This is a genomic window from Notoacmeibacter marinus (assembly GCF_002238045.1).
Lineage (GTDB): Bacteria > Pseudomonadota > Alphaproteobacteria > Rhizobiales > Rhizobiaceae > Notoacmeibacter > Notoacmeibacter marinus.
Genome location: NZ_NBYO01000002.1, coordinates 130045 through 152122 on the forward strand (window position 1 = coordinate 130045; position 22078 = coordinate 152122).

The following is a 22078-nucleotide window of genomic DNA, read 5'->3' on the forward strand; positions in this document are numbered from 1 at the left end:
CAGCAGGAAGGGCCTATCGCAAGCACCTTGGGAGAAGTGAGCCAACGTGACCACCTCGATTGTCCGCGCCACGCTGTTCATCGCCGCCTATTTCGCCCTTTATCTGTCCATGCTGATGCTGATCCCGGCAGCCGTGGACCTTTATGTCGGCAATCCTGACTGGCAGATCTTCGCCATTTCGGCCTTCAGCGTGGCGGGTCTGGCGCTTGCGACCATTTTCGCGACGCAGGCCCCGCCCCCGCCGCCCAGTTCGCGCCTTGCTTTTCTCGTCGTCAATGCGCTGTGGCTGACGCTGAGCCTTGTCGGCGCGTTGCCGCTTTACATGTCTTCGCTCGACATAAGCTTCATCGAAGCGCTTTTCGAAGGTGTCTCCGGCGCGACGACCACCGGTTCGACGGTGCTTGTCGGATTGGACGACCTGCCGCCCGGCCTTCTTCTTTGGCGGTCGATCCTGCAATGGATGGGCGGCGTCGGCGTGATCGCGCTCGGCGTTTTTATTCTGCCCTACCTCAACATCGGTGGTTTCAGCTTCTTCCGCATCGAGAGTTCGGACATCGAGGACCGACCTTTTGCACGGTTTTCGACATTTTCGGTGTCGATCCTGATGATCTATACTGCGCTGACGGCACTCTGTGCGCTCTTCTACGTCATGGGCGGCATGAGCGTCTTCGACGCGGTCAATCATTCCATGACGACGCTGGCGACGGCGGGGTTCTCGACCCATGACGCCAGTTTCGGCCATTTCGCCGACCAGCCCATGCTTCTCTGGACAGCCATCGTCTTCATGATCATCGGCGGGCTGCCCTTCACGGTCCTCGTCCTCTTCGCCTTCCGCGGCCAGACCGAAGCGGCCCGCGATCCGCAGATCACGCTCTTTCTCTGCCTCATTGCCGGAGCGGCCTTCGCCGTCACGATCTGGCTCATCGTCTATCAGGACTGGTCGTTCTTCCGCGCCCTCACCCATGCGCTCTTCAACATCGTGTCGATCATCACGACAACGGGCTATGCCAGCGACGACTATACAAGCTGGGGGCCGTTTGCGGTGGTGCTGTTCTTCGCTGCCACATGGTTGGGCGGCTGCTCCGGTTCGACCTCCGGCGGCACCAAACCCTATCGCTTCCTCATTCTCTGGCAATTGTTGCGGACGGGCCTGCAACGTCTGCTGTTTCCAAAAATTGTCACGCCGATCCGCTATGGTGGCCGTTTGGTTTCAACCGATATGCAGGCGGCCGTTCTGCTGTTTGTTTCGACTTCTCTCGTCCTCTGGATCGTTCTGTCCGTCGCTCTTGCCGCATTGGGGCTCGACCTCGTCACCGCCCTATCCGGCTCTTTGACAGCGCTGATGAATGTCGGTCCCGCATTCGGTCCGATCATCGGGCCGGCCGGCAATTTCGGAGCGCTGAGCGACGGCGCGCTTCTTGTCCTCATTTTCGGAATGCTGCTCGGCCGGCTGGAGATTTTGACGGTTCTGGTGCTGTTCAGCCCGCTCTTCTGGCGGCGCTAGCCTACGATGAAAGCCCGCCCGGCCGTGGCGATTGCAGGCGGTAAATGGGGGAATACTCTCATCATCGCCTGTTCAGCCTTGCCGCGCCGAACTAAACTTCAAGGTAAAAGAGGGCGCGGGACTGTCCGGTTCAGGATCGTCTCGGTCAGAGGGAGCGGACACCGCTTTGAATCTCGAACTCCTACGAACCGCGTTCCATATCGCGGCGCATTTCGCACTTTATCTGGCCGTGACAATGCTTCTCCCGGGAGCGGTCGACCTTTATGTCGGCAATCCCGACTGGCGGGTCTTCGCCATGACATCCTTCACCGTTGGCGGTCTCGCGCTGACTGTCATTCTCGCAACGCGTGGCCCCGCGCCGCGACCGTCGGTCCGGCTGGCCTTCCTTGTCGTCAATATTCTGTGGCTGACACTCGGCTTCGCCGGCGCGATGCCGCTCTACTTCTCATCCCTGCCGATCGATTTCGTCCACGCCCTCTTCGAAAGCGTTTCTGCAGTAACGACGACTGGCTCGACCGTTATCTCCGGCCTTGACGATCTGCCGCCCGGGCTTCTTCTCTGGCGTTCGCTCCTGCAGTGGATCGGCGGGATCGGCGTCATCGCGCTCGGCCTTTTCGTCCTGCCTTATCTGCGTCTCGGCGGCTTCTCCTATTTCCGCATTGAAAGCTCGGACATTGAGGATCGACCCTTCGCGCGTTTTTCGACGTTCTCCGTCGCCCTTCTCGGCGTCTATTTCGGGCTGACCTTTCTGTGTGGCTTCAGCTACCTGATCGGTGGAATGAGCACATTCGACGCTGTCAACCATGCGCTTACCACCATCGCAACCGGCGGGTTCTCGACCCATGACGCCTCGTTCGGCTTTTTCGAGGACCCGTGGCTGATATGGACGGCCACGATCTTCATGGCAGTGGCGGGCCTGCCTTTCACCATTCTTGCGGTCGTCGCGTTTCGCCGACAGACCGACGCCATTCGCGACCCCCAGATCCAAACCTATTTCCTTATCCTGATCGGACTGATTGGGGTCTGCAGCATCTGGCTCATCGTCACCGACCAGTATGAGCCGTTCGATGCGGTGACGCACAGCGCGTTCAATTTCGTCTCGATCGTGACGACGACGGGTTATGCCACCGAGGATTACAGCGGTTGGGGTTCGTTGGCGCTGCTTCTCGCCTTCGCGGCCATGTGGCTCGGCGGCTGCTCTGGTTCGACGGCGGGCGGCATCAAGACCTACCGTTTCGTCATTCTCTGGCAGTCCTTCGTAAACAATCTGAAGCAGTTGCTGTTTCAGCGGATCGTCTCGCCCATCCGCTACGGCGAGCGCGTCGTCAGCAATGAGATGGAGAAGGGGGTCGCGCTGTTCATTGCGTCCTATGTCTGCATCTGGATCGTTCTCTCCATAGCCCTTGCCGCGACGGGCCTCGACATCATGACGTCCCTTTCGGGCGCCTTGACCGCACTATCGAATGTCGGTCCGGGCCTCGGCGCATTGATCGGTCCCTCCGGCAACTTCCAGTCGCTCGGCGACGTCGCCCTTTCCATCCTCATCGTCGGTATGGTTCTCGGAAGGTTGGAGATTGCCACGGTACTGATGCTTCTGACGCCGCTTTTCTGGCGACGCTAACACGTCTGACGCATCACGAACGGCTGGCCGTCGACTCACCCAGATGATCGGCAACATAGGCGCCGCGTTCGCCCATCGGCTGCTCGGGCGAAACCGTTGTGTCAATGACGGTCTGGTGCTCGATTTCGGCATTCAGTTCGGCACCCAGCATGACGATGGTCAATGTCAGCCAGATTAGCGTCATGAAGCCGATGACCGCGCCGAGCGATCCATATGTGGCGTTGTAGTCGGCGAAATTCGAAACATAGAAGGAAAAGGCGGCCGACACGATTATGACGAGCACGACCGCCGCGACCGCACCGACAGGCAACCATCGCCACCCGGCGTTCTTGCGGCTCGGTCCGTAGCGGTAGAGAAGCATCAAGCCGAAGATCAGCATCCCGGCCAGAAAGGCGAATCCCGCGATGCGGATAAGCGGCTCGAAACTGCCCAGAAAGAGAAACTCCAGGATGATCGGGGTGACGATGACGACGCCGATCATGCAGATGACGCCGATCACCGCACCGAGCGTGAAGAGCAGCGAAACGGCGTTCAGTCGAAAGAAACCGCGCTTTTCCGTTTCGTCATAGGCCACGTTCATCGCCTCGAAGAGGCCCTTCATGCCCGAATTGGCGCTCCAGACCGCAAGGCCGAGCGACAGCAGAAAGGCGAAGGAAAGCGTGGCCTCGTCCTGGGTCGTCAATCTCTGAAGCTGATCGCGGATGAGGTCGATTGCCGCAGCCGGCATGAAACGCGACATGATGGTCAGATGATCGGCAAGCGAAGCCGGGTCGAACAGGAGGCCATAGGTGCTGATCAGGACGGACAGCGAGGGCACGAGCGCCAGCAGAACGTAGAATGTGCCACCGCCGGCGACCAGCAGAACGCGGTCGGAACTGATCGAGGCATAAGTGCGGAAAAGTATATCCTTCCAGCCCTTCCAGGGTATGTCTGCAACGGACTCCGCGCGGCGTCCCCGGCCGCGTTCATGCTCTAGAACTTCGTTCATTGTCGGACCGCCCCCTACGATTCGTCCATCATAGGCGAACAGCCTGCCAGCTATCAAACCTTCGGCCTGTTCAGGCAGCATTATCTGGCAGTTGCGAAGGGCGAACGAGCGATATACCGTCCGCGCCGCAAACTAGGCGCCCCCTTGGCGGAATCGGTAGACGCAAGGGACTTAAAATCCCTCGACCTCGGTCGTGCCGGTTCGAGTCCGGCAGGGGGCACCATTCTCCGAACCGTTCCGGCAGGCCTTGCATCGGTTCCAGGAAAAGGCTCACCGCGTTTCGGCAGAAACCGCTGCCTTATACAGCCGGATTGGCCAGCAGTTCTTCGCGCAGTCTGGGATCGATATTGGCTTTGGTCAGATCGCCGTCTGCCCGCGCTAGGGCTTTCGCGTCCATGATGGCGAACCAGACCGGCGGGACCAGCGCCAGGCCGAAACAACCGGGATATCCCGACGGTAGTGCCGGCACGTCCTCGAAATTGCGCAGGGACTGATAGGGCCGCATCGGGTTGACGTGATGATCGGAATGCCGCTGCAGATGGATCGTGGCCAGATTGGAGAACAGATGGTTCGTGTTCCACGAATGCTGGGGCCCGCACGGCTCGTAGCGCCCGTTCGGCTGCATCCGGCGCAGCAGGCCGTAATGCTCGATATAGTTGGCCAGCGTCAGGATGAAGAAGGCAACGAATTTGTAGAGCGCGATGAAGATCAGCGCGGACCATCCCAGCCAGAGTGCCAGGATGAGCGCCAGGGCGATGGACGCGGCCCAGTTCACCAGCAGCTGGTTATGATACGAAACGACACTGTATCCGCGGCGCGCAAGCCTCTCCTTCTCCAGCTTCCAGGCGCCTTTGACCGCCCCGGGAATATCGCGGAGCGCGAAGGCGTAGAGGTTTTCGCCAAGCCATGCGGACGAATAATCCTCAGGTGTCGACACGCGGCTGTGATGGTTCCGGTTGTGTTCTGACGTAAAATGACCGTTGCCGATGGAAATGAGTGCCAGTCGGGCGAAAAGCTGATCGACGGCGCCCGATTTGTGACCGAGTTCATGAGCGATTGTATTGACGTTGCCGTTGACCAGTCCGATACCCACCGCAAACGCAGCCTGCGCCCAAAATGGCAGACCCTGTGTCATCAGGAACCAGATGCCACCGGCATACACCACGTAGAACATCGGAACACTGAAGAGCAGCAGGGTTCGATAGTAGGGATCGTCGGAAAGTTCCGGCACGGCCGCTTCGGGCGGGTTGCTTCGGTCTTCGCCCAGAACGAAGTCGATCAATGGAATGAGAACGAAGAAATAGACCAGCAGCGCCAACGACCAGAGGGGATCGCGATCAAACGCCCAGTACATCGCCATGACGAAGAAAGGCGCGGAAAAGTTCACCGCAAGCACGAGTGGAAAAAGATACCGCTTTGGATCGGTGTAAATCGCTGTCTCGCCATTAGGCCGCGTGTAGGTATACCGCATCTCGAACCTCATGTATGCACTGCATACATCGACACTACAGGGCGGCGGCGTTCTGGTCAACGACAGGCTAGGAGGGTCTAAGACTGATGGCGAAGTTCCACCACGGCAATCTGCGTGAAGCGCTGCTGACGCGCGCCAGCGAGATTATCGAAGCGGGCGGAATCGAAGCGCTTAGCCTGAGAGGTATGGCGCGCGATCTGAAAGTGTCTGCCACCGCGCCCGCGCGCCACTTCAAATGCCGGGCCGATCTGCTGCGCACCCTTGCGATGATGGGATATGACCGCGCGACGAACGCCACCGTCGCCGCCTTGAACGATGCCGGCGACGACCCCGTGACGCGGCTCAACGCCATGGCCAAGGCCTTTGTCGACTGGTCGCTGGACAATCGCGCGCTTTATACCGCGATCTTTCATCCCGATGTGAGTCGACAGGCCGACGAAGCCCTGAAACGCGCGCTCATCGATTTTGCGGCTCTGGTGCAGACCGCAATAGGCGAGGCCCAGCGCGCGGGATGGCGGCAGAGCGACGACCCGCAGGTCCTCTTCCATCACATCACCGCCCTCATTCGCGGCATGACAGCCAACATGTCGGACCCGCTATACGTCTCGGTGGCCGGAAGGGTCGACCGGCAGGTGGTCGAAACCGTGATCGACGCGATGATACCGATCGGCGCCGGATCGACCGACCACATATCCCCACGGTGAGTTCGCCGGAAGTCCCGTTCGGAACAGTCCTCTTTGCGAAATGCACCGCACCTCGCCCGGCAAAAGCAACTTGCGAAATTCGTCGTGATCCTCTTCATTTCGCCCGCCGGAATGCTGGTTCCGCATTCCGGACGGGCTACGGCAAACATCGTTCCACGTCCGTTTCACGCCACCAACCATCCATTGCAGCGAGCCATGTCAGAACAGCCTTCTCCGTCGACCGCCGCGATGCTTGTCATCGGCGACGAAATCCTCTCCGGCCGCACAAAGGAGCGCAATGCCGGCCACCTTGCCGAACGGCTCGATCCGGTCGGTATTGCCCTGCGGGAAATCCGTGTGGTGCCTGACGAGACGGCGCGGATCGTCGAGGCGGTCGATTATCTGCGTGACCGGCACACCTATGTTTTCACTAGCGGCGGCATCGGCCCCACCCATGACGACATCACTGCCGAGGCCATCGCCAAGGCGCTGGACCGACCGTTGATCGAGGACCCCCGCGCCGTCGCTATTCTGGAAAAGCACTATGCCGAGCGGCAATTGCCGTTCACCGCGGCCCGTCGGCGCATGACCCGAATGCCGGAAGGCGCAACGCTCATCGAAAACCGGGTGTCCGGCGCACCGGGTTTCGTTATCGAGAATGTCCATGTCATGGCCGGCGTCCCGTCGATCTTCGAAGCTATGCTGGACGCCGTTCTGCCGACACTCAAGCTCTCTCGACCGCTGACGATCCGAACGATCGCAACCGATTTCGGAGAAGGCACGTTTGGCGAGGCGCTGGCGCGCGTGGCCGCAGATCACCCGAATGTGGCCATCGGTTCCTATCCACGCCATGACGGTACGCGCTACAGCGCGGAGATCGTCATTCGCGGTCTCGACTCCGAAGACGCGGACGTCGCCCGAATCGCAGTGGCTTCGATGCTGGAAAACCTCGCCGAAACCGATTGAGGGGGTGACTTTTTCGCCCGTCGGCGCTAGCGCCCTTGGAACACTTGCCGCTCCTGTCTTCGCAAAATAGGTTGCGTGGGCGCCCGTGAGGAGATCTGCCCTTCATGACACTTCCAGACAAAGCCTTTCCCGTATCGTGGGATCAGTTTCACCGCGACGCCCGTGCTCTGGCGTGGCGTCTCTCGGCTCGCGAACAGCCGTTCCGTGCGCTCGTCTGCATCACGCGCGGGGGCCTCGTGCCGGCGGCCATCGTCTCGCGCGAATTGAATATCCGGACGATCGAAACGGTCTGCGTGGTGTCCTATACCGGCGAGATCGGCACCGAGCAGAACCAGTTGCGGCTTCTGAAAGAGATTGATGAATCCATTCGCAGCGATGGCGGTCGCGATGTTCTGATCGTCGATGAATTGACGGATACGGGCCGCACTGCGTCGTTTGTGCGCGAAATGCTGCCGCAGGCGCATTTTGCCACCGTTTATGCCAAGCCGGCCGGCCGGCCGCTCGTCGATACCTACATTACCGAAGTCAGCCAGGACACCTGGATCTATTTCCCGTGGGATCTGGACGTCACATACGCCCAGCCCATCGCGGGCGCGGACTTCGATTAGAGCCAGGATATCGAACGGATGAAATTCCGCCGTGCACTCGACGGCCTGTTGGGGCGCTTGGCAGCTCTTCTCGGCGCACCGCCGCCGAAGCTTCAGGCGGCGGCTCTACCCTACCGCCAGGTGGACGGCCGGCTTCAGTTCCTTCTCATCACCAGCCGACGGACCAAACGGTGGATCCTGCCGAAGGGCGGCATCGACGCCGGCGAGGGCACTGCCGATGCCGCCGCTCGCGAAGCATTTGAGGAATCGGGCGTCAAAGGCCGCACCGAAAGGGAGCCGCTCGGTGTTTACGACGGCCGGAAATATCTTGGTGCGGGCGCCACGGCGCGCATGAGAATCGTTGTCCATGCCCTTGCTGTCGAGACGATCCATGACGAATTCCCGGAGGCGGGTGAACGGCAATTGCGCTGGATGTCACCGCAGGATGCGTCGCACCTCGTCGACGAGCCCCAATTGGCTGCCCTTTTGTTAAACGCCGGCCAAAAACTCTTGGATTGATGGTTCGGGCGGCGTGGCCCCGGTTGCCAAAGATAAAGCGTCCTGACCTAGTGCGCGAAAGGCCGGACTGTATGGCGTGAGGAAAAACATTCGCATGGCTGATACATTCCGCAAGGAAACGCTCGACAAGGATCTTTCGCGGGTCGGCGAGATCGGAGCAGCCACAAGCGCTCTCAACCGACCGATGGTTGGCGTCGGTATCGCCTTTCTCTTCATGGTGCTCGTGATCGCCTTCGTGTCGATCGGGCTTTCCGGCTCGCCCGCCATGATCACCATCGTCGCGGCGGCGGCTATCGGCGCCTATATGGCGATGAATATCGGCGCGAACGATGTGGCCAACAATGTCGGCCCGGCGGTCGGCGCCAAGGCGATGACGATGGGTGGCGCTCTCGTCATTGCCGCGATCTGCGAGAGCGCCGGCGCGCTGATCGCCGGCGGCGATGTCGTCAATACGATTTCCAAAGGCATCGTCAATCCGGCAGATCTGGCCGAGACCCATACCTTCATCGCTGCCATGATGGCGGCGCTCGTCGCGGCGGGCCTTTGGGTCAACCTCGCCACGGCGATCAACGCACCGGCATCGACCACCCATTCGATCGTCGGCGGCGTCATGGGCGGCGGCATCGCCGCGGCCGGTTTCTCCACGGTGGACTGGGGCATCATGGGCGCCATCGCCGCCAGCTGGGTCATCTCACCGCTGCTTGGCGGGGTCATCGCCGCCTTCTTCCTCTATCTCGTGAAATCGCTCGTCATCTATCGCGAAGACAAGATTGCCGCGGCCCGGCGCTGGGTGCCGATCTTCATCGCCGTCATGTTCGGCGCGTTTGCCGCCTATCTGACCATGAAGGGCCTGAAGAAGGTCATTCGCGTGGATGGCGCGACCATCTGGATGATCGGCGCGACGAGTTTCGCGTTGAGCTGGGCGATCTTCCATCCCCTCATCCGCTCACAGTCGGAAGGAATGGAAAACCGCAACCAGTCGATCCGCAAACTGTTCCGCATTCCGCTGATAATCTCCGCAGCCCTCCTTTCCTTCGCGCATGGCGCGAACGATGTGGCCAATGCGGTCGGCCCGCTCGCCGCTATCGTGAATGCAACCAGCGCGGATACGGTATCTGCGAAGGTCGGCATTCCGCTTTGGGTCATGTTGATCGGCGCCGCTGGCATCTCGCTTGGCCTGCTGCTCTTCGGTCCCAAACTGATTCGCCTGGTCGGCAGCCAGATCACCAAGCTCAGTCCGATGCGCGCTTATTGCGTCGCGCTCTCCGCCGCTATTACCGTCATCGTGGCATCCTATTTCGGCCTGCCGGTGTCTTCGACGCATATTGCGGTCGGCGCAGTGTTCGGCGTCGGGTTCTTTCGCGAATTCTGGACGGCGCGCTCCAAGCGTCGTCAGCGCTATCTCGCCATGCAACGCAATCAGAATGGTAGCATGACGAGCCAGATCCCTCTCACATCCGAGGATGGCGCATCGGACAGAGCGCCATCGCCGGAGATCATCCGCCAGCGCCGCCTCGTTCGCCGCGCTCATGTGTCGACCATTGCAGCCGCATGGATCATAACGGTGCCGGCCACCGCCGTCCTGTCGGCGCTCATCTTCTATGTGATCCGCGCTTTTGTCTGACCGCCTCCGTCACCGGTCGGACTAAGGCTCAAACAGCCCGGCTGGAGCGGCGGAAGCGTGGCAAGCCCTTTTTTGGTGCGATTCGATCTCCTCCACGTAATCCCCAAACCCCTCACACTAGATTTAGTATTTTTCTCGTTTCGAGACATTGCCTCTACAACGCTCTTGATCTGTGGCCCGACTCGGTTCCTTTTAAGGCTTGGCGGTATGAAAAGCCGTTCGGAAGAGAGCCGTTTTCGCTTTGAGGAGCATGGGGAACTTCAAATTTTAAGACTTGATTAACCCCATATGTAGTAGTCTACTCCACATCGAAGCGCGACATGTAGATTTTAGCGGTTCAAACAGCACGAACATGATGATCGGTCCCGGCCTCGCTCATATGGCGCAGAAGGGGTGTTGCGCTGTGCGGCAATTGGAACGGGTCATCGAGCGAATTGCTTCGTTGCCTTGCCCTTCGAGGGCAGGAAATACCGAAGTCGAACACTATATATAGGGCCTGACATGGGCCTCCATACGAGGGGACGAGAATGCAGATCACGCGACGCTTCACCAAGGCCGGAGAATCGGCCTACGAATCCATCGCCTTCCGCAAGGCGACCAGCGAGATCCGCAATCCCGACGGCTCGGTCGTGTTCCGCGCCGAGAATATCGACGTGCCGGCGCAGTTCAGCCAGGTGGCGGCGGATATCATCGCACAGAAATATTTCAGAAAGGCCGGCGTGCCGGTCCACCTGAAGAAGGTCGAGGAGAACGACGTCCCCTCCTTCCTCTGGCGCTCCGTCGCCGATGAGGACGCCCTCGCCGATCTGCCCGAAGACGAGCGCTATGTGGGCGAAAGCGATTCGCGGCAGGTCTTCGACCGCCTCGCCGGCACATGGACCTATTGGGGCTGGAAGGGCGGCTATTTCGACTCGGAAGAAGACGCATCCGCTTTCCGCGACGAGTTGGCCTATATGCTCGCTACCCAGCGCGTGGCGCCCAACAGCCCGCAATGGTTCAACACCGGCCTGCACTGGGCCTATGGAATCGACGGTCCCGGCCAGGGCCATTTCTACGTCGATCCCTTCACCGGTCAGCTCGAACAGAGCCAGTCGGCCTATGAACACCCGCAGCCGCACGCCTGCTTCATCCAGTCCGTCGCCGACGATCTGGTCAATGATGGCGGCATCATGGATCTGTGGGTCCGCGAGGCGCGCCTGTTCAAATACGGCTCCGGCACCGGCTCCAACTTCTCGCAGCTGCGCGGCGAAGGCGAGAAGCTCTCCGGCGGTGGCAAGTCCTCCGGCCTGATGAGCTTCCTGAAGATCGGCGACCGCGCCGCCGGCGCCATCAAGAGCGGCGGCACCACCCGCCGCGCCGCCAAGATGGTCGTCGTCGACATCGATCACCCGGACGTCGAGAACTACATCGACTGGAAGGTGAACGAGGAGCAGAAGGTCGCTGCGCTCGTCACCGGCTCCAAGATCGTCAAGAAGCATCTGGCCGCCATCATCCGCGCCTGCGTCCATTGCGAGGGACCGGACGGTGATTGCTTCGATCCGAAGAAGAACCCGGAGCTGAAGCGCACCGTCAGGGCCGCCAAGCGCGACCAGGTGCCCGAGAACTACATCCAGCGCGTTATCCAGTTCGCGCGCCAGGGCTATACCGACATCGAGTTCAAGACCTACGACACCGACTGGGACAGCGAAGCCTATCTCACCGTCGCCGGCCAGAACTCCAACAACTCCGTCTCGCTGAAGGACGATTTCCTGCGCGCCGTGGAGGCCGATCTCGACTGGCACCTCACCTCGCGCAAGACCGGTGAGACCATGAAGACGCTCAAGGCCCGCGATCTGTGGGACAAGATCGGCTATGCAGCATGGGCCTCGGCCGATCCGGGCCTGCACTTCAACACCACCATGAACGACTGGCACACCTGCCCGGAGGGCGGTCGCATCAACGCGTCCAACCCGTGCAGCGAATATATGTTCCTGGACGATACGGCCTGCAATCTCGCTTCGCTGAACCTCCTTCAGTTCTACGACCGCGAAACGCGCCGCATGAAGCTCGACGATTACGAACATGCCGTGCGGCTCTGGACGGTCGTGCTCGAAATCTCGGTCATGATGGCGCAATTCCCGAGCCGGCAGATCGCCGAACTCTCCTACCGCTACCGCACGCTCGGCCTCGGTTTTGCGAACATTGGCGGCGTGCTGATGACCGCCGGCATTCCCTATGACAGCGACGAGGGCCGCGCGATCTGCGGGGCGCTGTCCGCCATCATGACCGGCGTCGCCTACGAGACCTCGGCCGAAATGGCCTCCGAACTCGGCGCTTTCCCGGGCTATGACGACAATGCCGACGCCATGCTGCGTGTTATCCGCAACCATCGCCGCGCCGCGCATGGCCAAACGGATGGCTACGAGCATCTGGCCGTCAATCCGGTGCCGCTCGACCATGACAATCTGGAAGACGAGGATTTGACGGCCCGCGCCAGGGCCGCTTGGGACCGCGCCCTCGAAAAGGGCCAGGAGCACGGCTATCGCAACGCCCAGGCCACCGTCGTCGCGCCGACCGGCACGATCGGCCTCGTCATGGATTGCGACACCACCGGCATCGAGCCCGACTTCGCGCTGGTGAAGTTCAAGAAGCTGGCCGGCGGCGGTTATTTCAAGATCATCAACCGCGCCGTGCCGGAAGCGCTGCGGACGCTCGGCTATTCCGAAAGCCAGATCGGCGAGATCGAGGCTTATGCCGTCGGCCATGGCAATATGAACCAGGCGCCCGCCATCAATCCCGGATCGCTCGCCGCCAGGGGCCTGCCGGACGACAAGATCGCCATGCTGAACGAGGCGATGAAGAACGCCTTCGACATCAAGTTCGTCTTCAACAAATGGACGCTCGGCGAAGATTTCCTGCGTGACGAGCTCGGCGTCACCGACGAACAGCTCGACGATATGAGCTTCGAACTGCTGCCGCATCTCGGCTTTTCCAAGAAGGAGATCGAGGCCGCCAACATCCATGTCTGCGGCGCGATGACGCTGGAAGGCGCGCCGCATCTGAAGGATGAGCACCTGCCCGTCTTCGACTGCGCCAATGCCTGCGGCAAGATCGGCAAGCGGTACCTCTCGGTCGACAGCCACATCCGCATGATGGCCGCCGCCCAGCCCTTCATCTCCGGCGCGATCAGCAAGACCATCAACATGCCGAACGAGGCGACGGTCGACGATTGCAAGGCGGCCTACATGCTGTCCTGGAAGCTGGCGCTGAAGGCGAACGCCCTCTACCGCGACGGTTCGAAGCTCAGTCAGCCGCTCAACGCCTCGCTGGTCGAGGACGACGAGGACGAGGATGCGCTGGAGGATCTGATCGAGGCGCCCGCCGCCGCCCGCACGGCGGAAGTGGCCGAGAAGATCGTCGAGAAGATCATCGAGCGCGAAGTGCAGGTGCGCAGCCTGCGCGACAAGCTGCCGAGCCGGCGCAAGGGCTACACCCAGAAGGCCGTCATCGGCGGACACAAGGTGTATCTGCGCACCGGCGAATTCGACGATGGCCGCCTCGGCGAGATCTTCATCGACATGCACAAGGAAGGCGCCGCCTTCCGCGCCATGATGAACAATTTCGCCATCTCCATCTCGCTCGGCCTGCAATATGGCGTGCCGCTGGAGGAATATGTGGAGGCCTTCACCTTCACCAAGTTCGATCCGGCGGGCCCTGTCATCGGCAATGATGCCATCAAGAGCGCCACCTCGATCCTCGACTATGTGTTTCGCGAACTCGCCGTCTCCTATCTCGGCCAGCATGAACTGGCCCATGTCGACCAGTCCAATTTCGAGACGACGGCGCTCGGCAAGGGCATCAGGGAAGGCAAGACCGTGCCGGTCAGCAAGGGCTGGACGCGCGGCCACACGCTCAAGCTGGTGCCGGGCCGCGAAGGCATCGATGGCGGAACCGCCAATCCGGCGGGATTCGCCGGCGGCAAGGCGCCGACCGGAGCCAACACCAACACGGCGAGCGCCAAGTCCGGCAATGCGGCGGCAAGCGCCAGCGGCGTCCATGCGGTGGCGGCGGTCAAGGGTGGCGCTGCGGTGGCGCTGGCGCTGAACGAGGAGCCGGTGGCCTTCAAGCGCGACTATGAGGAGCGGCAGAAGGACTTCGATCTCGATCATGAGGAGGAAGGCGCGACCGGCCTCTTCACCGCCGACAACGCCTCTTCCGCCGAAGCGGCCCGCGCCGAGGCGAAGAAGCTGGAAGCCGATCGCCGGGTGAAGGCGCTCTCCATGGGCTATACGGGCAATAGCTGCCCCGAATGCCAGAACTTCACGATGGTGAGGAATGGGACTTGCGAGAAGTGCGATACGTGTGGGTCAACGAGCGGCTGTAGTTGAGGCTCGGCAAGATTGGAACAAGGGCACGCTGCGTATGCAGCGTGCCCTCAGGGTCGATGAGAACAAAAGGAGAACAAAAGGAGAACAAAAAATGCGGCTTACAAAAATTGAGAGCCGAGCAAAGCTCGTCCGCGAAAAGCTCGGCCTCGAGGGCATTGATCAAATCGTATTTAGCGCACTTCGAGACAGACTTGCAGAGCGACAGCCCAATTTGCATCTTAAAAAGACTTTGGCCGATGACATGCCGAACGAGCAAGACGAAGCCTACTACGACGAAAATTCACAGACAATATTTGTAAGCGATGTCGTCTGGAACCGTGCAGAGAACGGCGATGGTGACGCAATGTTCGTGATCGCGCACGAGTTGGGTCATGCCTATCTCGATCACACTGGTATTCGGAAAAGAAACTCGATCTCTTACAGCAGATACAGTTTGAAAAACCGCACGCTTGAAGACGAGGCTGACGAATTCGCATCGCACTTTCTCGTACCGACAAATCGGGCCTTGATCGCCCCAAACAGTGAATACATCCGTTCGCGATTTGGAGTATCTAGCCTTCAGAGTGAAATTGCTTGGAAACGAATTAAATTAGCCAAATTTGACTTAGCTGGAACACAGAGGCCACTCCCTCGAAATGTGATCAACTTCCGGGAAGCTGTTGAACGTCAACGAGATAACTAAAGACACACTACGCCGTTGTGATCGAAAAAGCCGAAAGCAATTATGCCGCCTATGTGCCCGATCTTCCGGGCTGCATCGCGACAGGCGATACGGTCGAAGAAACCGAACGCGAAATTGCCCAGGCCATCCGCTTCCATATCGAGGGCCTGAGGGAAGACGGCATCGCTGTGCCCGAACCGAGCAGCCGCGCGGAATATGTGGAGGCTCAAGCCCGCGTTCTTTTCTGCATCGCCTCGATGTAACCCAGTCGAGGCATGGATCCTCGGATCAAGTCCGAGGATGACGACCATGTTGAAAGGTGGCCGATGGTTCTTCAACGCTGGGCGACCAGCGACCGGCTACCGTGTTGGAAGGTGGCGATCGTTCTTCAACGTCGGATGACCGAAGACCGAAGACCAGCCACCGACGACCAACGGTTAAGGTTCTTGGCAATCCCCATTGAAGCTTCGTCATCCTCGGACTCGATCCGAGGATCCATGCCTGAATGTCGGAGCGCCGCCGGCGTTCGACCGGCGATCACGCGTCTGCCGATCCATCGCCACGACTACGTTTGACGGTTTGGAATGGATCCTCGGATCAAGTCCGAGGATGACGACCATGACTGGGCTTTGGCGAATAACCGCCGACGCTGAGGCAACGGCCGGATCATTGTGATCAGGCGCTAATTGCTCGCCTTACGGAAGCATCGCTGCCCTACTCCCAGCCCCAGCCCACGAACAGCTCATTCCAGTCGGGATTGTGCTCTTCGATCAGGGCTACCCTCCAGGCGCGCGGCCAACGCTTCATCGTCTTTTCGCGCTGGATGGCGTCACGCATGTCAAAATGCTCTTCGTACCAGACCAGCCGATGGCAGCCATATCGCGCCGTGAAGCCCTTCGTCGCTTCGCGATGCTCCGGAATGCGGCGGGCAAGCGAATTGGTCACACCGATATAGAGCGTGCCGTTCTTCTGGCTTGCGAGCATGTAGACGTAGCCGGTCATGGGTGACAGCGTAGCGTGTTCGGATGAGGTTGTCGGCATGCATGCTTGCCTCGCCGAGCCGCTTGCAGGTCGAGGCGTGGATCCTCGGGCCGCGGCCCGAGGATGACGAAGTTTTCATGAGAGCGGTCAATCTTAAACCCTAGCGATACCGTCGCGACGGCGCGGGCGTTGAAGGACAATCCGCAACCCATATGACGGTCGTCATCCTCGGACTCGATCCGAGGATCCATGCCTGAACGGTCAAGCGCTGCCGGCAATGAAGAACAATCGCCTATCCACCCTCTCGTGCCTTTGCCTTATCATCCCTGCCGTCATCTTCCGGTAGGCGTGCCCTTCGCTTGTGCTCCGGGCGTTTGTCGCTCTGAAGGCCAAATCGTTGGCTTTCAGCCGCGCTATGCGCGACCGCTCCGCACGGTCGCGAACCGGAGCCCCAGCGAAGGGCCAAAGCGTCGCGCGGCGCAGGTGGAAGGAGCCGGTCCTTCGCCCGGTGGGCAGGGAAACCCCTTTGGCCGCGTCTCTGTGCATGTTCGTCACCTTGGCCCGCAAGGGGGGTGGCGTCCGGCGGTGGATGCCAGCGCTGCACCCTCTCTCAACAGCCAGATGGTCGCCGGGCGTGGCGGCGATATCGTGCGCCATCATCCCGCCCCATGCTGCGCGCAGATCGCTCCCTTATTTGCAAGGAGACGATTCGATGCCTCTCACCCGACGCGCCTTCGTCGCAACCTCCCTTTTGACCCTGACGGCGTGTTCGACGGGAACGTTCGATCCGGCTTTGCTCGACGCGTCGGGCGATCAGGCGGTCAACCGGCTGCGGGCCGATAAGGGACTGCCGCCGCTCAGCCGCGATGGCGGGCTCGTCCGCGCCGCTCAAAAGCAGGCCGACGCCATGGCCGCGAGAGAAACGATGAGCCATAGCGCGGGCGGAAATTTCGCGGCCCGTGTCCGCCCCTACTATCGCGGCCAGCATTACGCCGAGAACATCGCTGCCGGACAGACGACATTGGGCGCGGCTGTCGCTTCCTGGATCCAGTCGCCGCCCCATCGCCGCAACATGGTGAACCGCAACATGCGCGCTTACGGCATCGCGTCGGCGCAAAGCGCCGGCGGCACGCGCTATTGGGCGATGGTCCTCGCCGGTTAGCTGTGCCATCCTTGCGGAACGAGCCGCGACCGACGTCGAACGAGGAAAAGAAGCATGACCGACACGATCGAAATCACCCGCGAAGAAGGCGAGACCAAGGGTCGATATGTCGCCCGCGTCGACGGCCATGAAGCGGAGATGACCTATTCGCGCCTCGGCGACACGTCGATCATTATCGACCATACCGGCGTGCCGGATGCGCTGCGAGGCCAGGGGGTCGGAGAGGCGCTCGTCAAGCGTGGGGTGAATGACGCGCGGGCCGAAGGCCGGACGATCATTCCGCTCTGCCCCTTCGCCAAGGCGCAGATCGCCCGACACCCCGATTGGCAGGACGTGCTGAAGCGCTAGATCCAAGAGGAGATCGACCCGAACCAGAGGAAACGCCATGTCCTTTTCGCCCTGCCCCGACCCCGTTCCTGGCGATGCGGAAAGCGTCGACGCCATCGAGACGCTGATCGTCCCGCGCGCGGTCGATCTGGGCGAGATGGAGGTGCGGCGCGCCTTGCCCTCTACTCAGCGGCAGATGGTCGGCCCGTTCATCTTCTTCGACCAGATGGGACCGGCAGAGTTCCTGACCGATCAGGGCATTGATGTGCGCCCGCATCCGCATATCAATCTGGCCACCGTCACCTATCTGTTCGAGGGCGAAATCCGCCACCGCGATTCGCTTGGTTCCGATATCGCCATCAATCCCGGCGCGGTGAACTGGATGATGGCCGGGCGCGGCATCGTCCATTCGGAGCGGACCAGCGAAGAGCGCCGGCAGACCGGCCAGAAGCTGTTCGGTATCCAGACCTGGGTGGCATTGCCTGAAAACGCGGAGGAGCGCGATCCCGATTTCATTCATCACGGCGCGACAGACCTGCCGATCGTCACCGATCACGGCGTCGAGGCGCGCCTCATTGCCGGCGAATGGATGGGCGGCGCGTCCCCGCTGAAGACGGCATCGGAAACCCTCTATGCCGATGTGCAATTGCAGGCCGGCCGGTCCGTGCCGATCGACCCGACTTATGAGGAGCGCGCGCTCTACACCATTGCCGGCACGATAAAGATCGCCGGGCAAAGCTTCGGGCCGAACCAGCTTCTGGTGCTGCGGCCTGGCGATGCGATCACCGTGAAGGCAGCAGAGGACGCCCGCTTCATGCTGTTCGGCGGCGCGCCGATGGGCGGCCCGCGCTATATCTGGTGGAACTTCGTCTCCTCGCGCGCCGAGCGGATCGAACAGGCCAAGGAAGAGTGGCGGCAGGGCCGGTTCGAAACGGTGCCGGGCGACGAGGAAGACTTCATCCCGCTGCCGGAAAACGCCAGCAAGCCGCGCCGAGCGACGGGGGGCGTCGCCTATCCCTGATTAGTCGTCCGGAACGAGTGGAACGAACGCGACCGCGCCGAGCGTTTCGCTGGAGAGATGACCATCGGCGTCCTTGATGAAACGCATTAGCGTTTGCGCGCCTCGGGCCGGTCCGATCGGCGCGACCAGCCGCCCGCCCGGCGCCAGCTGCTCGAACAGGGTCGGCGATACGTCCTGCGCCGCTGCCGAAATGATGATGGCGTCGAAGGGCGCTTCCTCCGCCCAGCCTTTCGTGCCGTTGCCGGTGCCCACGCAGACGTTGCGATAGCCGAGATTTTCGATGCGCACCTTCGCGCCATCGGCCAGTTCCTTATGGCGCTCGATCCCGTAGACCTGGCGGACGATGCGACTGGCGACCGCCGCCCCATAGCCCGAGCCGAGACCGACCTCGAGCACCCGGTCGTCTTGTGTGAGCCGTGCCGCTTCCATCATGAAAGCCACCATGAAGGGCTGTGAAATCGTCTGGCCATGGCCGATCGGCAACGGATGATCGTCATAGGCTTCCGCGCGTCGTCCCAACGGCACGAACGCTTCGCGCGGCACCATGGCCATCGCCTTCAGTACGGCCGGATCGGCTATGCCGCGTGCGTTGAGCTGCCGCTCCACCATGGAGTGGCGGCGTCTGGCAAAGAGATCGGAATCCGTTTCGCAGGACATGGAAGGCGAAGACTTGTCATCGCCAAAGGTTCCTATCGACGCGATGGCCAATTCATGGCGAAGTTGCCCTCACCCGGCCTCAATTGGCTGGCAACGCTGGCAAACGCTGATTGGGGACAAGGCGGGAATCGCCGTGGCGATAACGATGGAACAGGGGCATGAGGGCGGGCTGACGCCGCGTGAAAGTCGCCTCGTCGCGATGGAGATCGACGGGTTGGGCCGGTGGGTGTTCGCCGCTACGGCCTTTCTGATCGCGTTCAGTGTACGCTATGCGCTCAATCTCGATCTGCCGATCGGCTTTCCCTACATCACCTTCCTGCCCGCCGTCATTATCACCACCTTCGTTGCGGGCCTGTCGCCCGGTATTGTCACGGCGGTCGCCGGTGGCCTGACGGCCTGGTACTTCTTCATGGCGCCTTATGGCAGCTTCGCCCTTAACGGCAACTCAGCGCTGGCGCTCGGCTTCTACATCTTCATTGTCGTCATCGACATCGCCATCATCCATATCATGAGCCGAGCCCTGCACCGGCTGGCGGAAGAACGGCGGCGAAGCGCCGAACTGGCCAGAAGCCGCGAATTCATGTTCAGCGAACTGCAGCACCGCGTATCGAACAATCTGCAGGTCGTCGCTTCGATGATGCAGATGCAAAAGCGCCAGATCAACGATCAGGACGCCATGAAGATCGTGGACGAAGCCATCCGCCGGCTGCAACTGGTCAGCAAGATTCAGCGTGCGCTGCACAATCCGCATGGGCAGCGCATCCCTCTGCAGGACTTTCTGAACGGCATGGTGCCGGATGTGATCGAAGCCGCGGGCGGACCGCCTGGTATTGCGTATGACGTGAGGGCCGATAGGGGTGCAGACGACATCGTGCTGAACAGCACGCAATCGGTGCCGGTCGGTCTGATCGCCGCGGAACTGATCGCAAATTGTGTGGAGCACGGATTCGAAGGGCGGGATCGGGGCCATATCGAAATACGGATCGGCCGGACGGATAATGCCCTGATAGCGCTGGATATTATCGATGATGGCCATGGTCTAGACGATGATTTCGATCTGGCGAAATCCCGTTCGCTTGGCATGCAGATCGCCCGGGCCTTTGCCATGCAGCTTGGTGGCGTACTCACTCTGGATGGAGACGGCGGGACGCACGCGCGGCTCGTGTTCCCCGAAGCGCAGGCGGAAGAAGATGCATGGTCCGAGCCGCAAGGCATATCGTCCGCGTAACCGTCGGACGATCCGTTAACCGGCCATGCATTTCTGCAATGCTGCTCCGCAACATAAGCGCTTCCAACGGCAGGGATTCGCTCTCATATTAGCGTCGACGCAATTGAGAGAACCCAAGGAAACAGAGATATGGGCAGCCGTTTTTTCCAGTTCCGCAGCCGTCGCCAGCGTGACGAGGACTATCTCGCCAAGGCCACCGATCTGGCCGATCTGGAGCGCCGCATGCGCAACATCGATCGCGCTTCGGGCCGTCTGCCGAACTTCTGATCCGAAACGATCAAGCGATATGGAAGCCCGCCGGTTTGGCGGGCTTTTTCTTTGAGTGGAAGCGCCTACCCGAAAAGATCGCCACCCTCTTTTGGGCTGGTTCGAATCAAGCGGGAAGTAAGAACGGCGGCCTGACGATGCTTGACCGCCTGGCGGTAGGCCGGGTCGCGGACCATCTCCACGAAGGCGGCAAGGTTCGGATATTCGGCGATGAAGCAATGGTCCCAGCACTCATCGCTCGGGCCGATCAGTATGAACTCGAACTGGCCTCGCCAAAGGATTCGTCCCCCAACGCGATGAAAAACCGGTCCGCTCTGCCGGCCATAGGCCGCATAGGCGTCGACACCGCTGATCTGGCGGCCATCGTCGTAGATCGCCTTATCCAGCAGTTGGACGAGATTGAGCATGTGAAGCGGCCCGTCTCGCTCCATCGCCCGAAAGGCGGCGAAGGTTTCCTTGTCGGGATCGACATAGCGTTCTTCAGTCATGACGGCCTGTTTCCCTAATTCGATAGCATCCAGTTGATCGTCCGTCGCCAGTCGACCATACGGATAGGCGTGCCGTGATTGCCGCTCTCGTAGCGATCCATGCGCACAGGATAGGTCCCGGCCCCGTTGCGAAGCTGTTCGTAGAGCCGTTCGGCATCGTCGATAGCAAAAACCGGATCGCGGCTGCCATGAGCGATGAAGACGGGTACCCGCGCGCGAAAGGCGGTGCTGGACAGGAAATCACCGGCGGGCGGCGCAGCCAGAAAGATCAGACCGGCAAGATCGGCGACTGTGGAGGCCCGGTTGGCAAGGCGATGGCAGATAGCGCCACCCATCGAGCCGCAGGCGACAATAACCTCCGCATCCGGCGAGCGCTTCAGAAGTTCGTCGATGAGTGAGGCGATCTGTTCGGCGCCGGCCTCGCCGAAATCGCGGAATGTCGGCGTGACGTAAAGCCCGCCATTGCGCGCCATCAAATTGCGGATGCGGTTGAAGTTTCCGCCGAAGGTCAGATCGCGGCTGCCGAGCTTTTCGTCGCCGCCCTGGCCGTGCAGAAAAATGGTGATGACGGACGCGCCGCGTGTCTTTCCGGTGGCGAGGAAGAGAACGAGGCCAGCCTGGGTCTGCAGCGCCAGCGCGCTTTCCTGCCGCCGCACCGACAGATCGAGATAGGCGCGTTTTGCGCGTCGCTCCGGAACGGCGTCGCGTCCGTTTATGTCGCGCATCTCGTCGTAATCCACGACGCGAAACGCACCGCCATCGCGCTCTTCGACGACGCGGTTCGCAAACAGATCGTCCTTGAACGGCGCGAGTGTGGGCTGCGCCATCGCCGGCGTCGCGATGAGCACCGCGAACACTGTCAGGCAGAACGATAACGGGTGTCGGATCAGCCGCATGGCTGCAACCATTGCCGGAAGATCGATGCGCGACAAGCCCGAAACGAAGGCTGACGGACA

General features: G+C 61.0%; 21 protein-coding genes and 1 tRNA gene. 16 read left to right on the plus strand and 6 right to left on the minus strand.

Going from position 1 to position 22078, the window contains the following annotated elements:
* Positions 1–46 precede the first annotated feature (46 nt).
* On the plus strand, positions 47–1504 hold the full coding sequence (locus B7H23_RS08755; RefSeq protein WP_240535035.1) for a TrkH family potassium uptake protein: 1458 nt from the start codon (positions 47–49) through the stop codon (positions 1502–1504).
* A gap of 166 nt (positions 1505–1670) precedes the next feature.
* Positions 1671–3125 carry a TrkH family potassium uptake protein gene (locus tag B7H23_RS08760; RefSeq protein ID WP_240535036.1) on the plus strand — a complete coding sequence of 485 codons (1455 nt, stop codon included), beginning with the start codon at positions 1671–1673 and terminating at the stop codon, positions 3123–3125.
* Between the two features lie 13 nt (positions 3126–3138).
* Here the strand turns inward: B7H23_RS08760 and B7H23_RS08765 are convergent, their stop codons facing one another.
* On the minus strand, positions 3139–4113 hold the full coding sequence (locus tag B7H23_RS08765; protein WP_094077073.1) for a YihY/virulence factor BrkB family protein: 975 nt from the start codon (positions 4111–4113) through the stop codon (positions 3139–3141).
* A gap of 138 nt (positions 4114–4251) precedes the next feature.
* On the opposite strand from B7H23_RS08765, the gene B7H23_RS08770 reads away from it, so the two are divergent.
* Positions 4252–4336: transfer RNA gene (locus tag B7H23_RS08770), tRNA-Leu, on the plus strand.
* 75 nt (positions 4337–4411) lie between these two features.
* Here the strand turns inward: B7H23_RS08770 and B7H23_RS08775 are convergent.
* Entirely contained in the window at positions 4412–5584 is a 1173-nt protein-coding gene (locus B7H23_RS08775) for an alkane 1-monooxygenase (protein ID WP_094077679.1), read from the minus strand.
* An 86-nt stretch (positions 5585–5670) separates the two neighbouring features.
* Here B7H23_RS08775 and B7H23_RS08780 point away from each other — a divergent pair, with 86 nt between their 5' ends.
* The 8 genes from B7H23_RS08780 (at position 5671) to B7H23_RS08815 (ending at position 15254) form a co-directional block, all read left to right on the plus strand.
* Entirely contained in the window at positions 5671–6288 is a 618-nt protein-coding gene (locus B7H23_RS08780; RefSeq protein WP_094077074.1) for a TetR/AcrR family transcriptional regulator, read from the plus strand.
* Positions 6289–6516: 228 nt separating this feature from the next.
* Positions 6517–7233 (plus strand): competence/damage-inducible protein A, encoded by a 717-nt coding sequence (locus tag B7H23_RS08785; protein ID WP_094077680.1) that lies wholly within the window; start codon positions 6517–6519, stop codon positions 7231–7233.
* A 104-nt stretch (positions 7234–7337) separates the two neighbouring features.
* The gene (gene gpt, locus B7H23_RS08790) at positions 7338–7841 is read left to right on the plus strand and encodes a xanthine phosphoribosyltransferase (protein WP_094077075.1); all 504 of its coding nucleotides are present in this window, start codon (positions 7338–7340) and stop codon (positions 7839–7841) included.
* A gap of 18 nt (positions 7842–7859) precedes the next feature.
* Positions 7860–8339 (plus strand): NUDIX hydrolase, encoded by a 480-nt coding sequence (locus B7H23_RS08795; RefSeq protein ID WP_094077076.1) that lies wholly within the window; start codon positions 7860–7862, stop codon positions 8337–8339.
* 94 nt (positions 8340–8433) lie between these two features.
* On the plus strand, positions 8434–9963 hold the full coding sequence (locus B7H23_RS08800) for an inorganic phosphate transporter (protein ID WP_094077077.1): 1530 nt from the start codon (positions 8434–8436) through the stop codon (positions 9961–9963).
* A gap of 527 nt (positions 9964–10490) precedes the next feature.
* The gene (locus B7H23_RS08805) at positions 10491–14330 is read left to right on the plus strand and encodes a vitamin B12-dependent ribonucleotide reductase (protein WP_094077078.1); all 3840 of its coding nucleotides are present in this window, start codon (positions 10491–10493) and stop codon (positions 14328–14330) included.
* Positions 14331–14364: 34 nt separating this feature from the next.
* Positions 14365–15012 carry an ImmA/IrrE family metallo-endopeptidase gene (locus B7H23_RS08810; RefSeq protein ID WP_158215797.1) on the plus strand — a complete coding sequence of 216 codons (648 nt, stop codon included), beginning with the start codon at positions 14365–14367 and terminating at the stop codon, positions 15010–15012.
* Positions 15013–15029: 17 nt separating this feature from the next.
* Positions 15030–15254 carry a type II toxin-antitoxin system HicB family antitoxin gene (locus B7H23_RS08815; protein WP_094077080.1) on the plus strand — a complete coding sequence of 75 codons (225 nt, stop codon included), beginning with the start codon at positions 15030–15032 and terminating at the stop codon, positions 15252–15254.
* Between the two features lie 451 nt (positions 15255–15705).
* Here B7H23_RS08815 and B7H23_RS08820 read toward each other — a convergent pair whose 3' ends face one another.
* Entirely contained in the window at positions 15706–15993 is a 288-nt protein-coding gene (locus tag B7H23_RS08820) for a GIY-YIG nuclease family protein (RefSeq protein WP_094077081.1), read from the minus strand.
* A gap of 691 nt (positions 15994–16684) precedes the next feature.
* Here B7H23_RS08820 and B7H23_RS16025 point away from each other — a divergent pair.
* From B7H23_RS16025 to B7H23_RS08835, 3 genes are read left to right on the plus strand one after another with little or no spacing between them, the layout of a single operon-like run.
* Positions 16685–17134, plus strand: coding sequence for a CAP domain-containing protein (locus B7H23_RS16025; protein ID WP_158215798.1), 450 nt, complete (start codon positions 16685–16687; stop codon positions 17132–17134).
* Positions 17135–17188: 54 nt separating this feature from the next.
* Positions 17189–17482, plus strand: a complete 294-nt coding sequence (locus B7H23_RS08830; protein WP_094077083.1) for a GNAT family N-acetyltransferase — start codon at positions 17189–17191, stop codon at positions 17480–17482.
* A gap of 37 nt (positions 17483–17519) precedes the next feature.
* Positions 17520–18482 (plus strand): pirin family protein, encoded by a 963-nt coding sequence (locus tag B7H23_RS08835; protein ID WP_094077084.1) that lies wholly within the window; start codon positions 17520–17522, stop codon positions 18480–18482.
* Here B7H23_RS08835 and B7H23_RS08840 read toward each other — a convergent pair whose 3' ends face one another.
* Positions 18483–19139, minus strand: coding sequence for a protein-L-isoaspartate(D-aspartate) O-methyltransferase (locus tag B7H23_RS08840; RefSeq protein WP_094077085.1), 657 nt, complete (start codon positions 19137–19139; stop codon positions 18483–18485). It abuts the gene before it with no gap.
* Positions 19140–19272: 133 nt separating this feature from the next.
* Here B7H23_RS08840 and B7H23_RS15885 point away from each other — a divergent pair, with 133 nt between their 5' ends.
* Positions 19273–20367 (plus strand): sensor histidine kinase, encoded by a 1095-nt coding sequence (locus tag B7H23_RS15885; protein WP_158215799.1) that lies wholly within the window; start codon positions 19273–19275, stop codon positions 20365–20367.
* A 129-nt stretch (positions 20368–20496) separates the two neighbouring features.
* Positions 20497–20634 (plus strand): DUF3563 family protein, encoded by a 138-nt coding sequence (locus tag B7H23_RS08855; protein ID WP_094077087.1) that lies wholly within the window; start codon positions 20497–20499, stop codon positions 20632–20634.
* Between the two features lie 65 nt (positions 20635–20699).
* Here B7H23_RS08855 and B7H23_RS08860 read toward each other — a convergent pair whose 3' ends face one another.
* Both B7H23_RS08860 and B7H23_RS08865 read right to left on the minus strand, forming a co-directional pair.
* Complete coding sequence (locus tag B7H23_RS08860; RefSeq protein WP_094077088.1) at positions 20700–21122, minus strand: DUF1330 domain-containing protein; 423 nt, start codon at positions 21120–21122, stop codon at positions 20700–20702.
* A gap of 14 nt (positions 21123–21136) precedes the next feature.
* Complete coding sequence (locus B7H23_RS08865; RefSeq protein WP_240535037.1) at positions 21137–22018, minus strand: alpha/beta hydrolase; 882 nt, start codon at positions 22016–22018, stop codon at positions 21137–21139.
* Positions 22019–22078 lie beyond the last annotated feature (60 nt).

Bases quoted from the DNA above. Each gene is read 5' to 3' on its own strand.
- B7H23_RS08855 (WP_094077087.1), top strand. From the start codon at position 20,497: ATGGGCAGCCGTTTTTTCCAGTTCCGCAGCCGTCGCCAGCGTGACGAG.
- B7H23_RS08840 (WP_094077085.1), bottom strand. From the start codon at position 19,139: ATGTCCTGCGAAACGGATTCCGATCTCTTTGCCAGACGCCGCCACTCC.
- B7H23_RS08775 (WP_094077679.1), bottom strand. From the start codon at position 5,584: ATGCGGTATACCTACACGCGGCCTAATGGCGAGACAGCGATTTACACC.
- B7H23_RS08795 (WP_094077076.1), top strand. From the start codon at position 7,860: ATGAAATTCCGCCGTGCACTCGACGGCCTGTTGGGGCGCTTGGCAGCT.
- gpt (WP_094077075.1), top strand. From the start codon at position 7,338: ATGACACTTCCAGACAAAGCCTTTCCCGTATCGTGGGATCAGTTTCAC.
- B7H23_RS16025 (WP_158215798.1), top strand. From the start codon at position 16,685: ATGCCTCTCACCCGACGCGCCTTCGTCGCAACCTCCCTTTTGACCCTG.
- B7H23_RS08820 (WP_094077081.1), bottom strand. From the start codon at position 15,993: ATGACCGGCTACGTCTACATGCTCGCAAGCCAGAAGAACGGCACGCTC.
- B7H23_RS08810 (WP_158215797.1), top strand. From the start codon at position 14,365: ATGCAGCGTGCCCTCAGGGTCGATGAGAACAAAAGGAGAACAAAAGGA.
- B7H23_RS08805 (WP_094077078.1), top strand. From the start codon at position 10,491: ATGCAGATCACGCGACGCTTCACCAAGGCCGGAGAATCGGCCTACGAA.
- B7H23_RS08830 (WP_094077083.1), top strand. From the start codon at position 17,189: ATGACCGACACGATCGAAATCACCCGCGAAGAAGGCGAGACCAAGGGT.
- B7H23_RS08835 (WP_094077084.1), top strand. From the start codon at position 17,520: ATGTCCTTTTCGCCCTGCCCCGACCCCGTTCCTGGCGATGCGGAAAGC.
- B7H23_RS08780 (WP_094077074.1), top strand. From the start codon at position 5,671: ATGGCGAAGTTCCACCACGGCAATCTGCGTGAAGCGCTGCTGACGCGC.
- B7H23_RS08860 (WP_094077088.1), bottom strand. From the start codon at position 21,122: ATGACTGAAGAACGCTATGTCGATCCCGACAAGGAAACCTTCGCCGCC.
- B7H23_RS08765 (WP_094077073.1), bottom strand. From the start codon at position 4,113: ATGAACGAAGTTCTAGAGCATGAACGCGGCCGGGGACGCCGCGCGGAG.
- B7H23_RS08785 (WP_094077680.1), top strand. From the start codon at position 6,517: ATGCTTGTCATCGGCGACGAAATCCTCTCCGGCCGCACAAAGGAGCGC.
- B7H23_RS08865 (WP_240535037.1), bottom strand. From the start codon at position 22,018: ATGCGGCTGATCCGACACCCGTTATCGTTCTGCCTGACAGTGTTCGCG.
- B7H23_RS08800 (WP_094077077.1), top strand. From the start codon at position 8,434: ATGGCTGATACATTCCGCAAGGAAACGCTCGACAAGGATCTTTCGCGG.